Annotated in this window: 10 protein-coding genes; 5 read left to right on the top strand and 5 right to left on the bottom strand. The window is 43.6% G+C overall.

Annotation, left to right across the window (positions count from 1 at the left end; translation table 11 throughout):
• Positions 1-22: 22 nt before the first annotated feature.
• A complete protein-coding gene (locus tag ABD894_RS04915) occupies positions 23-2,197 on the bottom strand; it encodes a glutamine synthetase III family protein (protein ID WP_345209875.1) in 2,175 nt (724 codons plus the stop codon).
• A gap of 576 nt (positions 2,198-2,773) precedes the next feature.
• On the opposite strand from ABD894_RS04915, the gene ABD894_RS04910 reads away from it, so the two are divergent.
• Positions 2,774-3,805, top strand: a complete 1,032-nt coding sequence (locus ABD894_RS04910; protein ID WP_345209874.1) for an outer membrane beta-barrel protein — start codon at positions 2,774-2,776, stop codon at positions 3,803-3,805.
• Between the two features lie 77 nt (positions 3,806-3,882).
• Entirely contained in the window at positions 3,883-4,476 is a 594-nt protein-coding gene (locus ABD894_RS04905; RefSeq protein WP_345209873.1) for a DUF4468 domain-containing protein, read from the top strand.
• A 446-nt stretch (positions 4,477-4,922) separates the two neighbouring features.
• Here the strand turns inward: ABD894_RS04905 and ABD894_RS04900 are convergent, their stop codons facing one another.
• A complete protein-coding gene (locus ABD894_RS04900) occupies positions 4,923-5,237 on the bottom strand; it encodes a hypothetical protein (RefSeq protein ID WP_345209872.1) in 315 nt (104 codons plus the stop codon).
• Positions 5,238-5,349: 112 nt separating this feature from the next.
• On the opposite strand from ABD894_RS04900, the gene ABD894_RS04895 reads away from it, so the two are divergent.
• Complete coding sequence (locus tag ABD894_RS04895) at positions 5,350-5,559, top strand: hypothetical protein (protein WP_345209871.1); 210 nt, start codon at positions 5,350-5,352, stop codon at positions 5,557-5,559.
• 3 nt (positions 5,560-5,562) lie between these two features.
• On the opposite strand, the gene ABD894_RS04890 is transcribed toward ABD894_RS04895, so the two are convergent.
• Positions 5,563-5,814 (bottom strand): hypothetical protein, encoded by a 252-nt coding sequence (locus tag ABD894_RS04890; RefSeq protein WP_345209870.1) that lies wholly within the window; start codon positions 5,812-5,814, stop codon positions 5,563-5,565.
• A 149-nt stretch (positions 5,815-5,963) separates the two neighbouring features.
• Here ABD894_RS04890 and ABD894_RS04885 point away from each other — a divergent pair, with 149 nt between their 5' ends.
• Complete coding sequence (locus ABD894_RS04885; protein ID WP_345209869.1) at positions 5,964-7,886, top strand: DUF1800 domain-containing protein; 1,923 nt, start codon at positions 5,964-5,966, stop codon at positions 7,884-7,886.
• 11 nt (positions 7,887-7,897) lie between these two features.
• Positions 7,898-9,169 (top strand): DUF1501 domain-containing protein, encoded by a 1,272-nt coding sequence (locus tag ABD894_RS04880; RefSeq protein ID WP_345209868.1) that lies wholly within the window; start codon positions 7,898-7,900, stop codon positions 9,167-9,169.
• Between the two features lie 42 nt (positions 9,170-9,211).
• Here the strand turns inward: ABD894_RS04880 and ABD894_RS04875 are convergent, their stop codons facing one another.
• Both ABD894_RS04875 and ABD894_RS04870 read right to left on the bottom strand, forming a co-directional pair.
• Positions 9,212-10,795, bottom strand: coding sequence for a M20/M25/M40 family metallo-hydrolase (locus ABD894_RS04875; protein ID WP_345209867.1), 1,584 nt, complete (start codon positions 10,793-10,795; stop codon positions 9,212-9,214).
• A gap of 509 nt (positions 10,796-11,304) precedes the next feature.
• A complete protein-coding gene (locus ABD894_RS04870; protein ID WP_345209866.1) occupies positions 11,305-14,115 on the bottom strand; it encodes an ATP-binding protein in 2,811 nt (936 codons plus the stop codon).
• Between the last annotated feature and the right edge of the window lie 34 nt (positions 14,116-14,149).

Raw genomic sequence — 14,149 nt, 5'->3', positions numbered from 1 at the left:
TGTGTTTAAGCTTGTGCCGTGTTTATTTAAAGAATAACAATTCCCTGAACTTAGGCAGCGGCCACAGTGAATCGTCAACCAGTTGCTCCAGTTTATCAACATGGTAACGGATAGGTTGAAAGTATGATTTTACCTTTTCATCGTAATCAATAGCTTTTTGCCTGATATCATCTACCTTATTGATCTCCTTGCGGCTCAATACCATGGCTTCCACATTGGTTTTTATAAAGTTAATGTGTTCTGATAGTTTGATGATGATATCCAATTGCGCCTGGTAGGTATCTTTATCTAAACCAAGGTCTTTTAAGCCTTTAACATTCTCCACCAATTTAGTTTGGTAGTTAATGGCCGCCGGGATAATTACGTTGTTGGCCAGTTCACCAATTACACGGGCTTCTATCTGTAGCTTTTTGTAATAGCTTTCCAGCAAGATCTCATGACGAGCATGGGCCTCACGTTTGGTAAATACACCTGTTGATGTAAACAGCTCTTCAGTTTTTTCGGTAACGAGTACGTCAAGCGCCTTTGGCGTAGTTTTGATATTGGCTAAACCGCGTGCTTCGGCTTCTTTTTCCCACTCATCGCTGTAACCATTACCTTCAAAACGGATGTTTTTCGACTCTTTAATGTATTTTTTGATCACCATTAAAAGGGCCACATCCTTTTTCTCGCCTTTTTTGATCAGCTTATCTACATCGGTTTTAAACTTCTTCAGCTGATCGGCAACGATAAGGTTCAGTATCGTCATCGGGCTGGCCGAGTTGGCAGATGAACCTACGGCACGCAGCTCGAATTTATTACCTGTAAAGGCGAAAGGAGAGGTGCGGTTGCGGTCGGTATTGTCGGGCAATATTTGCGGTATTTTCGGGATGCCTTGCCATAAGGTGTTTTCCTCTTTGATCTTTTTGCTGATACGTGAGGTTTCAATCTCATCAAGCACATCGCTCAACTGGCTACCCAGGAATATGGATATAATAGCCGGAGGGGCTTCGTTAGCGCCCAAACGGTGATCGTTATTTACTGATGCGATAGATGCCCTTAGCAGATCTGCATTTTCATAAACAGCCTTAATGGTGTTCACAAAAAAGGTAAGGAACATCAGGTTATTTTTAGGCGTTTTACCCGGCGATAACAGGTTTTTACCACCATTGGTGATCATCGACCAGTTATTATGCTTGCCCGAACCATTGATGCCTGCATACGGTTTCTCGTGCAGTAACACCTTCAGGTTATGGCGTTTTGCAACGCGGTCCATCAGGTCCATCAATAATTGGTTATGGTCTATAGCTAAGTTGATCTCCTCATATATAGGCGCGCACTCAAACTGCGATGGCGCAACCTCGTTGTGGCGTGTTTTAAGCGGAATGCCCAATAATAAGGCTTCAATTTCCATATCCTGCATAAAGGCCAGCGCGCGCTCCGGTATCGAACCAAAGTAATGGTCTTCCAGTTGCTGGTTTTTGGCTGATATATGGCCAAACAAAGCACGACCGGTCAGGTACAGATCGGGACGGGCGTTAAACAACGCGATATCTACCAGGAAGTATTCCTGCTCAATACCTAAAGAGGCGTTTACCTTTTCAACGCTTTTATCAAAATAATGGCAAACCTCAACAGCTGCCTTATCAAGCGCGTTAAGCGCCTTTAATAGCGGTACTTTATAATCAAGCGCTTCGCCGGTGTACGATACGAATACGGTAGGGATACACAAGGTACGCCCCATCAGGAAGGCGGGCGATGACGGATCCCAGGCAGTATAGCCACGGGCCTCAAAGGTGTTACGGATCCCGCCACTCGGGAAGCTTGATGCATCAGGCTCCTGTTGTGCCAGCGCGTCGCCCGAAAAGCGTTCTATAGCGCCGCCGTCGGCAGTAGGCTCAAAAAATGAATCGTGCTTTTCGGCAGTAGTGCCGGTTAATGGCTGAAACCAGTGTGTATAATGAGTAGCACCCTTACCAATGGCCCATGAGCGCATGGCTGATGCTATTTGTTCGGCAAGATCGCGGGGGATAGGTTCGCCTTTTTCAATAGAGTTAGCTATACCTTGGTATGCTTCGGTAGAAAGAAATTCCTTCATCTTCTTTTTATCAAAGACGTTGGCACCAAAAAAATCTGAAATTTTTGCTGATGGCATTTTTACTTCAGGTATTGTTCTATTAAGAACAGACTGAAGTGCCTGAAATCTATTATTAGACATTACTAAGTTTTATTATAGTTCACATCAAAAATAGAATTATCATTTTAATAATACACAATTAAAAATAGGAGCGTATTAATTATGAAATCTATCCATCCGGATGAGCGAAATATCGCTCGTAATTACCGTTGACTTGTGAAAATTATTAAAAAGAGGCTCGGTTTTAATAATTAATGGAAGAATAAGTGTGTTTTTGTATTTGTTGAACGTGTTTTTTATTTAAAAATGTATTTATAGTTGCTTTGTGTGATTTGAATGCATGTTTTAACTTCAAAAAGCTCTAATATTTTTAATAATTTAACTTCAAATTGTTAAATTTTATAGATAATGTTTATAAAAACTTCAATTTTTTTGAGTGAAAATTTGTTTTTATTGTTTTTGCTATATATTTTTATGAAAATTTTAACAAAACAACGTTTTACTATGTTTTTTAATAATATAAAAACGTTATTTTGATAATTGATGATAAAATACTGGCCGGTTTTGTCATCGCTATTCATGAAAATAGCAAATCAACTTTAATTTATATACCAAATTCCAACAATTTAAACACTTAATTAAAATCCAATCGTTATCATGAAAAAAAAACTTCTACTATTATCATTACTATCTGCCGCTGCATTCGCAGTAAAAGCACAGGATACCACTAAAACGGATCCGCCTCTAACCATCACCGGCTCGGTGGATACTTATTATAAGTATGATTTTTCTGATCATTCAAACCTGCCTACCAGCTTTGCATCTGATCACAACTCAATATCTATCGGTATGATCGATATCGCCCTGAAGAAAAAAGTAAACAAAGCCGCTTTCGTTGGTGAGATCTCTTTCGGTCCGCGCGGACAAGAGCAGTCAATATTACCCGGCGCGTCAGGCGATTCTTACCACATCCAAAACTTATATGTGTCTTATGACATTACCGACAAATTTGTTGTAACCGGTGGTTTCATGGGTACATTTATTGGTTACGAGGTAATTAGCCCGGTAGGTAACTTCAACTACTCTACTTCGTACATGTTCACTAACGGTCCGTTCCAAAACGCGGGTGTTAAATTCGCTTACACCTTTACTGATAAAGTATCGTTAATGGCCGGTGTTTTCAACGATGCCTGGAACAGCTACAACTCAATTAGCAAAGTGAACAACTTTGGCGCGCAGTTAACCGTTAGCCCTGTTACCGGCTGGACTGCTTACTTAAACGTAATTACCGGTAAAACTTCAGGTACTGAGTTTGATTTAACTACAGCTTACCAGGTTACCGATGCCTTTAAATTGGGCTTAAACAGCGCTACTTACTCTGCACCGGATAAAGCCGGTGGTTTCACAGGTGTGGCTTTATACCCACAATACGCGGTATCAAGCGGCGTAACTTTAGGTTTAAGAGGTGAATACTTCAAAACTAAATCAGGTGTTTACGAAACTTTCGGTCCTGCACCGGGCGAATCAGTTACTGCTATAACTGCTACTGCCAATATCAAAGCCGGTCCGTTAACTTTGATTCCTGAGTTCAGATTGGATAACGGTTCTGCCGAAGCATTTACTAAAAAGAGCGGTGCTCCGTCTAAAAACGCTTCACAAGTATTGTTAGCTGCCGTATACGCTTTCTAAATCACACGAAACAGTAATTTTTAGGTATATTTTTCAAGAAGGCCACTCGAAAGAGTGGCTTTTTTTATATTTACGTTATGAAGAAATTGATTTTCGCGGTTGCTGCACTGTTATTGGTAATGAAGGCATCGGCCCAAACCGATTCATTATCGTTCGATGAAAACAACAAATACATATATTACCAGGTAGTAATTCAGCCTAATTTAAAGGCCGATACTTTATATAAAAGAGCCGTTCAATTCTTAAAAACCGCTTACGATAAAGATAAGCTTAAGCTTGACAAAGAAGATAAGGCAAAAGGCAGTGTAACCGGTAAAGGAGGTTTCATGGTATCGAGAAAAGCACTGGTATCCACCCACGAAGATGCCAAGATAGCTTACAAATTACATATTGAAGTAAAGGATGGCCGTTACCGTTTTTGGCTAACCGATTACGTGGTGATACTTTACCAACGTAACCGCTATGCAAGTTTCGAGCCTGTATCCGGCAAGGATGTCCCCCTCGAATTGGGCTTAAAAAAACTTGGCCAAAAAGACTTCGACGATTTCTTTAACAAAACATTGCTCAACAGCCGCGCCATCAGCAACAAACTAAAAGCTTACATGGTAAGCGTACCTGCGCTACAACCCAAAGATAATAAGGTAAAAACGGTGAATACTAAGGAGTGGTAGGTGCTGCAATATTAAGTCACGTCATTTAGGAACGAAGCAATCCCCGATTTGCATAGCGGCTCTGTATACACTCTGTGTAGTTCGCGATTGCTTCGTGCCTCGCAATGACACAGTTATAGAGTTCCCCGTCAGCAAAGAGCTTCGGACGAAAGCGGGCAGAACTTGTGGTGGGTGAGAGCGCAAAGGCGGGCATAGTGAACTTGTTGCATGTGGGTAAGAAATGAGCGGCGGGGCAAAAGTTCCAGCCCAACGTTCTGCCCGGTTTGCAGCGAAGAGGCCTCGTGCGGCAAAGAAGCCTTTTGCTGGACAAGCCCTTTTGTTACTTTTGTGGCTACAAAAGTAATGGGGCCCTGCGCCCAAGAGCAGACTAACGTAAATTACGGCACAAACTCAACCTAAGTAGAGATTGCTTCGTGCCTCGCAATGACGCGTTTTTTACCGCGTTATTATACTTCAGTAAGCGGCTTATGCGACAAAATATAAGCCGCCAATTGATCCAATTCTTCACGCGTTACGTACGCACCCAAAAAATCCCATTGATCCATTTCGGGGGTGAAAATAATATCACCTAAAAACCTCTCACCATCTTCCATACCTTTTTCCTGTTCGGCTTTGTCGGGTAGCCCATCGCCCACGTATACTTTATAAACACCGGTATTTTGTTCGGTATTGTCGTCAGTAATTTCTTTCATGGGTTCAACATACAATGGTCTGTTGTTGCCATCGGCGCCGGTTATAGTAACTATTGTTCCGTTAAGCATGGTTGTTTGGTTTTATAATTATGATACGTTTAAATATGGTAATTTGTTTGATACAGAGTTTATTGTAAAACAAATTAAGCATCGCTTGCTTTATTATTGTAAATAATCAATTATGAACAGGGTAACAGGTATAGTTTTAATAGTGATAGGTGCAGCCATGCTTATTTGGACAGGTTTTACCTACACTAAAAAAGAAAAGGTAATAGATGCCGGGCCAATACAAGTATCGGCAGATAAAGAAAAAACCGTTAGTTGGCCACCGTATTTAGGCGGCGTATTACTTGTGGGCGGCATAGTTATAGTAGCAACCGCTAAAAAGTAAATTTTAGTTAACACGATGGTATCGTGAAAGCGACTTTTCTATTTCAGTACACAGGTGCTCAAATTCATTATTGTTGATAGGCAAATTGCCCGGAACGTCAACCATCCATTTTGCGCCGCCTTTGTGTATAAAAATAGGGTGCTGGCAACCGGTGGAGAGTTCTAATTTTAATGAAGTGAGTTCGTTGTTTTGTGGGGTTACGATAAAGCCAACATGAATATGGCTAATATCTGATTTGATGATGAAAGCTTCCATGGCAGATTAAAATTGGTATACAAATATAACGATTTTTGTTTCGTTTAATTTTATAGGCAATAGCTTATATTTTAATATTTTAAACCAAACGAAATTTTAATAGTCGAACAGTTTTTATAGTGAAACTTTAAAGCACAAAACCACCTACCATGAAAAAAGGCTTAAATTTTCTACTTGCCATACTATTGCTGCCGTTTATCGGACTGGTATTCAGTTCTTTTTTGAAGGGCGATAGTACAAATGGCGTTACCAAATTCCCATACAGCGTTTCGAGCATCACCGAACGGCAGGCCGCCGCTCATTTGATAAGTAGGTTTAGTTATGGAGTTACCCCGGGGCAGATAGATGCCGTGCTGAAAGAAGGGTTAGAAAATTGGTTTAACCGGCAACTCAATGCTGTTCAGGCCGATGACTCCCTTAGTAATATGCTTGCCTCGTTTGATGCGCTGCAATTAACTAATGAGCAGGTGCTGGATATTTATCCTAAAAACGGACAGCTGATTCGTATGGCTGTGCGCGATGGGGCTATAAATAAAGATTCGGTGAGATCAAACAGGAAAGAATACCGCGATACTCTGTTGAGCTATATGAACAAGCATGGCCTAAAACCGGTGAATGAGCTGTATCGGCAGTTTATTAATCAAAAGGTTTTACGTGCGGCATATACCAATAATCAATTACGTGAAGTGATGACCGATTTTTGGTTCAACCATTTCAACGTATCTATCACCAAAGGCGATTGCGCCGAGTTTATACCCGCTTATGAGCGCGATGTGATCAGGCCTAATGCTTTGGGTAAGTTTAGCGACCTGCTGATGGCTACGGCGAAATCTCCGGCTATGCTTTATTATTTGGATAATTTCAGCAGTTCGGGGGATAATGCCGAAAAGAATAAAGCCGGTGCACGCAAACAACAAATGAATATGGCCAGGATGAGCGATACATCGGCCATGATGCCTATGCCGGCTAAAAAAGCAAAAAAAGGCGGATTAAACGAGAACTACGCCCGCGAGGTAATGGAGCTGCATACCCTTGGGGTTGATGGCGGTTACACCCAGCAGGACGTTACCCAGGCTGCCCGTGTACTTACCGGGTGGACGGTATATCCCATAGGTAACTATGGTTTATTAAACCGTAAGAAAGGAATATTTAATAATCTTGACGATGAAGCCCTTAAAAACAGGGGCTTTGTGCACGATGGCGATTTTCTGTTTAACCCCAACAAACATGATAACGGTGAGAAGGTAGTATTAGGCAAAAACTTTGCTGCCGGGGGCGGGTACGACGAAGGAGTGGAGCTGTTAAATATCCTGGCTCATCATCAGTCTACCGCCAAATTTATATCGCGTAAGCTGGCGGTACGTTTTGTGAGTGATAACCCATCGCCGCTATTGGTGAATGCAATGGCGAAAACGTTTTTGGCCAGCGATGGCGATATCAAAAAGGTACTAATCACCATGGTATCCTCAAAAGAGTTTTGGAGCAAGGCATCACTTCGCGAAAAAACAAAATCGCCCTTTGAACTGGCTATTGGCGCGGTACGTGTACTGAACGCTAAAATTACCCAGCCCTACCAGTTATACAACTGGATAAATAAAATGGGCGAAAAGAAATATTATTACCAGGCACCGACAGGCTTTCCCGACAGGGGGCAGTACTGGATCAATACCGGTTCGTTATTAAGCAGAATGAATTTCGGGTTGGCATTGGCTACCGGCCGGATCCCGGGTGTTAAGATAGACCTGATCGCACTGAACAATCACCACGAACCGGAAAGCTCGGTGGAAGCGCTCAAAATATACGGCAAACTGATTATGCCCGAGCGTGACCTTACCCAAACCATAAAAAGGCTTACCCCATTGTTGAATGATCCTGCACTGGTGAGCAAGATTTCGGCAGCCGACGCGAGCGTTAAAAAGACTAACCCGATGCAGCAACAGGCTGAAATGACGGCTGATACCACATTAAAAATGCCGGTGAGGAAAAACAAAATGCAAAATAACACAGGCGATACCATGCTTGCACAGGTTGTAGGCGTAATTGTTGGTTCGCCTGAATATCAACGACGTTAATATATTAAGATATGTTATCAAGAAGAGGATTTTTAAAAGCGGGCGGCTTAACACTTTTTGGTGTTGGTTTAATGGGCGGTATACCTGCATTTATTGCCGAAGCCGCAGTCGAAAACAAAATTGTTGGCCCGTACAAACGGAAGAAGATAATGGTGTGCATATTTCAGCGCGGCGCAATGGACGGGCTAATGGCGGTTACGCCGTTTACCGATAAATATTTGCAACAGGCAAGGCCGTCGCTGTTTATGTCGGCGGCTAAAAAGGCCGGGCAACCATCGTTGATCGATCTGGATGGCATGTACGGTTTGCACCCTTCTATGCAGAGTTTTGAACGTTTATTTCGCGAGAACAGGCTGGCTATAGTGCATGGCATCGGTTCGCCAAACACTACCCGTTCGCATTTCGACGCGCAGGATTACATGGAATCGGGTACACCGTTTGATAAGGGTACTGCAAGTGGCTGGCTTAACCGCGCCGTTGGTTTATTGGGCCACGATGCCCTTACGCCCTTTGCCGCTGTGAGTATGACATCTGCTATGCCGCGTTCTTTTTATGGCGATAACCCATCCATAGCTATCAGTAATTTACAGGATTTTGCTATCCAGATGCGGGGTAACCAGGCGGGAGCCAACGCGGCGGCAAAAAGCTTTGAAGACCTGTACGATCAAACATCCAACGGAATACTGAAACAAACCGGCCGCGAAAGTTTTGAGGCGGTGAAGATGCTCCAAAAATCAGATGTAAAGAATTACCGCCCGGCTAATAACGTGGTATATCCTAATTCTGCGCTGGGTAATTCGCTTAAGCAAATTGCTCAATTGATAAAAATGGATGTTGGTTTAGAGGTAGCCTTCGCCGAATCAAACGGTTGGGATACGCACTTTAACCAGGGAACATTTAACGGGATATTCAGTCGTAATGTGAATGATTTGAGCAATAGCATTGTAGCCTTTTGGAATGATTTGGAAGCTTACCAGGATGATGTAATGGTAATGAGCATGACGGAATTCGGGCGTACCGTGCATCAAAATGGCACAGGCGGCACCGATCACGGCCGGGCATCGTGTAATTTTATTTTAGGTAACGGTGTTGATGGTGGCAAGGTGCATGGTAAGGTACAGCCTTTAGCGGTAGAGAATTTAGAAGATGGCCGCGATTTAGCTGTTACTACCGATTTTAGGAGCGTGTTTAGCGAGGTGGCCGATAAGCACCTCAAAATAATGAATGATAAAAAACTCTTCCCCGGTTGGAAAGGGGAGAAAATAGGCGTTATGAATGCCTGATAGTAAAAGAGCCTTACAATAGTTGCAAGGCTCTTTTTATGATTAGTCAAGTCCGCCGCGGCGGGTTGGTTTAACAGGCTCGGGCCATTTGGTTTGTTCGCCGGTTTTAGGATTAGTAGGCAATACGCTCTTATCGCGCGAAGTTTTTGTTGGGTCTTCGCTGGCCATGTAGGCCAGTATAGCGGTAAGTATGGCGTTGCTGCGCACATCGTCAAATACCACTTTATCATAAGTATCGCGGTTGGTATGCCAGGTGTAAGTGCCGTAGCTCCAGTTTAGCGAGCTTAATGAAAATGCAGGTGCCCCGGCAGCCACAAATGATGCGAAATCTGATCCGCCACCACCCGGTGAACCCGGAAAGCTGGTTTGTATTTGCGTACGGATGCTATCGGGTACTTTGGTTAACCATCTGCCTAAATAATCATAAGCGTTTAAAAAGCCCTGGCCGGCAAGGTTTACCACGCGGCCGGTGCCGTTATCCTGGTTAAATACTACCTGTATGTTCTTTACTATTTCCGGGTGATCTTCAACAAATGCACGTGAACCGTTCAAGCCTTGCTCTTCGCTGCCCCAATGGCCTACCAGTATGGTGCGTTTAGGGTTAGGATAAACTTTTTTAAGGATGCGCAGCGCTTCCATCATGGTGAGGGTGCCTGTGCCGTTATCTGTAGCGCCGGTGCCGCCGTCCCATGAGTCGAAATGGGCGGATAATATTACATATTCGTCCGGTTTTTCGCTGCCTTTAATTTCGGCGATGGTATTAAATGTTGGTACTACGCCGTTTTCTTTCGATTGTGTAAACACGCTGATCTTCGGTTTATCGCCCGATTCGGTTAGGCGATATAGCGCTCCATAATCCTCCAGCGCAATGTCAACAGTAGGGATCTTTTTGGTATATGCACTGAATATTTTATCTACCCCAAAACCTGCCGACCAGTTATTGGTAATTATACCGGCCGCGCCTGCTTTTTCAAGTGCAACAGGCAGGGTACGGTTGTTAAGGCCGGTTTTAGCAATACGGCTGCGCCATGCGTCAGTTTGCGCGGTACGGGCAGCCTTCATTTTCTCGAAAGACTCTTTGGTACCGAACTCCGTCCAGTTATAATCGGGCCTGCCGGTGGGCTGGCTCATAGATATCATTACAAACTTGCCCTTAACAGCGGGAAGCCATTGTTTAAAAGCAATAGAATCGGCTAAATCGGGCAGTATCACCAGTTCGGCAATAACGGCCTTTTTCATGCCGGGGCTCCAGGCCAGCTGTGTACCTTCTAACGATTTTACACGCGGCGATACCATATCAATGTGCGATATGCCACGTTCCCAGCCACGCCATTCGCCCCATTTTTCGTTACGGGCATCAATACCCCAGCTTTTGTATTTGGCAACAGCCCAGTTATTGGCCTGCAGCATTTGCGGTGTACCTACCAAACGCGGACCAATGCCGTCAAAAAGCTCGTGCCCAAGTTTTTCTAACTGCGAATTTTGGGTGCCTTCTTTAACTATATTGTCAACAATAGGGTCTTTAATTTGGGCGTAGCCGATGCTGCTGCACAGCATGGCGCCTGTGAATAATAGCTTTGCAGTATGCTTTACAGCAAAGCCGGGAGAGTAAAAGGTCAGTTTCATGACCGTAATTTATAATTTTTATTTAACAGCCCGAAGCAACAATTGTGATAGGCCTAACTGCCAATAACAAAAAATGCCCCTTATCGGGGCATTTACAATTAAAATCGAATAAAAAATCACGGTTTATAATGATTAGTTCGGGCTGATTTTTTTAGCGGGTTTAGGCCGTTTTATAAAATCTTTTTTGGCATTTAGCACACTTGTAATGTTTAACCGAATTAGGCAAAAGCATTTTTACAAGACTGCTGCGCGGTATCCGGTCGCAATCGGCGCCGCCGCATCGCGGGCATTTCAATAGTGTTTTGGGTGCAGGGGTAACAACCATAGTTTTAGGGGATTTATTAATTAAAAGATCGATTCTTTCTTTATTGTTAAACAAATGTCTGTTTTATTAGCCGAACAAAACGGACATTTAGCCTGATAAAGCTGCCACAGGGTGGACAAAAACGCTTTCAGGGGTGGACAAATGAATTTTTTCGGATTTTTTCTTATAAAGCAATATAAAATTGTTATAGCAGCTCGTTTACATCGCGGCCATAATGTTCTTTAAATATTTTGCTGAAATAAGCAGGGGTATCAAAGCCTGCCGCGTGCGAAATTTCGGCCACGGTACGGTACTTGCCGCTCTCGATAGCCTCGCGCGCTATTTGCAAACGTATGGCACGTATGTACTTATTAGGGGTGAGCCCGGTGATCTGTTTTATACGTCGGTTCAGTTGCCTTTCGCTGATGGCCATATCGTAACTAAGCATGGTAATGTTCAGTTCGGTTTTGCCGGTGTATTTACGTACCAGCTCTTCAATTTGGGCAAGCCATGCAAAATCAGCAGGCGATACTTCTGGTATGGCGATGGTTGGCTCGTGCTCGGCCGCGCTATCCGAATGATGATGACTGCGGGCAGCCGCATTGGTGATCAAATTGCCTGCGCGCGCCAAAAGCTCGCTGCTTATAAAAGGCTTGGTCAGGTAATCATCAACCCCAATAGTTAAAGCCTGTAATTTGGTATGATCATCGGCAAGCGCGGTGAGCATAATTACCGGTATGCTGCAATATATAGTATGCTGCTTCAAATTGTTTAACAGCGTGAAGCCATCCATGTCGGGCATCATTACGTCGGATATAATGAGGCTGGGCAGCTCGCCATAGGTTTGCAGCAAGGTTAATGCCTCAATACCATTGTAAGCAGTAACCACTTTATATTGCGGACTAAGTATTGCCGAAATATAACCCGCCATTTCGCGGTGATCTTCTACCACCATAATGAGTTGAGTCGCGTTGCTTGCCGCTATTAATGTTTCGGTTGCTGTCTCATCAAGCTCGGCCGGTTGGGTAGTATCAGTACTTTCAGATATGTTGAGCGGAAGGAAAACCTTGAAGAGCGAACCCTTACCATAATTGTTTTCAACCGTTATTTTACCTTTAAGCAACTCGGTAAATTCGCGTGCAATGGCAAGGCCTATACCGGTACCGCCTTCGGCCGGGGCACCCTCACGGTTCCCCTGGAAATAACGATCGAAAATATGAGGCATATCATCCGGGTGTATGCCGCTACCGTTATCGGCAACGCTAAAGGCTATTTGGTTATCTTTTATACCCGCGTTAATAAATATGTTGCCGTTTGAAGGGGTGTATTTTATGGCGTTGCTGATGAGGTTGTTCGCTATTTTCTCGAACTTATCACGATCTATGTCGGCCACAATATCTTCATTAATATCACTGATGAGCGAATAACGGATATGCCTGAACTCCGCCGCCGAAGCAAAATTTTGATACAACACACGCATAAAGGTAGCCAGATTTACCGGCTGCAAATGAACAGGCAGGCTACCGGCTTCTATCTTACCCAAGTCAAGCAATTCGTTCAGCATGTTCAATAGTTTTTTGCTATTGCGCAATACGCTGTTGATATGATTGGTTTTTTGTTCGTCGTTTATATAGGGCTGATTTACCAATTGCTCCAGCGGGCCCATAATAAGTGTAAGCGGTGTGCGCAGCTCATGACTTATGTTGGCAAAAAACCGTGTTTTCATAGCATCCAGCTTGGCCAGTTGCCGGTGCTCTTCGGCCAGTATATCGGCTTCTTTTTTACGTTTATAAATAACCCAGCGGTACAACGCGAAAAGTGCGGCCGCGCTAATGATCACCATTACAATAATAAAGTTGCGCTGCTGTTTTAACAGTTTTGCTTTGTTCGATGCTTCGAGCAAGCGTTTATCCAGCTTAAACTGTTCGCTTAGTTTGGTTGCGGCTTCGTTCTTTTCGGTATTGCTTAGGCTGTCTTCAAGCCGGCGGTTATGTTTTAAATGGAGGTAGGCCTGCTTATAATCTTCCAGTCCCTCGTAAGCATCGGTAAGCCGGTTATAAATATCTATCTGGTATTTCAGCGGACTTTGCTCGTTAGCAAGCGTGTTTAACGCCTGTTGTCCATATTTTACAGCTTCGGCGTATTTCTTCTGATCAATTTTAACCGTAGCCAGTTCATTTAGCGCATGCTTTTCAATAGCCACGAATTTCTCTTTCCGCGATATGTCTAACGATTGCAGCAACACCTGTTCGGCCTTGCCGTTCTGATTTTGCATGCGGTATAAACGCCCGAGATTGCTCAGATAACGCGCTTTCGAAAACGGCGATACTTTGCCCACATACGGTTCGTTCAATATGATCTCCATGTAACGGGTAGCCGTTTTTATATTGGCAGGTGTTTGAATTTCCCTTTGTGAGTAAATGTTTGATAACGTGCTCAGGGCAAAAATGTACATGCCCGTATCGCGCGCCGCAAGCAGATCACTGGCCGCCTGTTCTGCATAAGGGATGGCCTCTTTGGCCTGGTTCATGGTGCGGTAAATATCGGCAATACACAAACGGCTGTCGGCACTTAGTTTTTTCCAGCCTTTGGCATCAGTAACACGCAGCATTTTGAAAGCCACTTTTAACGCGTTAACATTATTGCCCTGCCTGCTCATCATGTAAGCCATCATGGTAGCGGTTTTGGCGTAGGTAACCGAATCGCTTTCACCTGTCAGGTTATGAGCCTGGGTTGCATAATCAAGTGCTTCTAATTCGTTACCTTTAGTATAATGTTTAAGGGAGCGGGTATAAAGCACGCGGGCTTCAAAAAGCTTGTCGTTGTTTTTTTTTGCAGATGCCAAAAGCTGCCCGGCATAAACCTCCGACGAGTCAAGATCTTTGATCTTTTTATATTTATCAAATAGGAGTTTATCGCCGCTTGTTTGTGCCGAAACAAAGGAGAAAGTAATTGATAATAAGCCGGTAAAAAGTAATCGTGGTAATAGTAGTTTCAAAATATGATAGGGGGTCATAAATTTCTGCTAAAGTAACAAAAAGGTATTAGTA

Source organism: Mucilaginibacter gynuensis, assembly GCF_039541195.1.
Classification (GTDB): domain Bacteria; phylum Bacteroidota; class Bacteroidia; order Sphingobacteriales; family Sphingobacteriaceae; genus Mucilaginibacter; species Mucilaginibacter gynuensis.
This window is presented reverse-complemented; position numbering and strand designations above follow the sequence as displayed.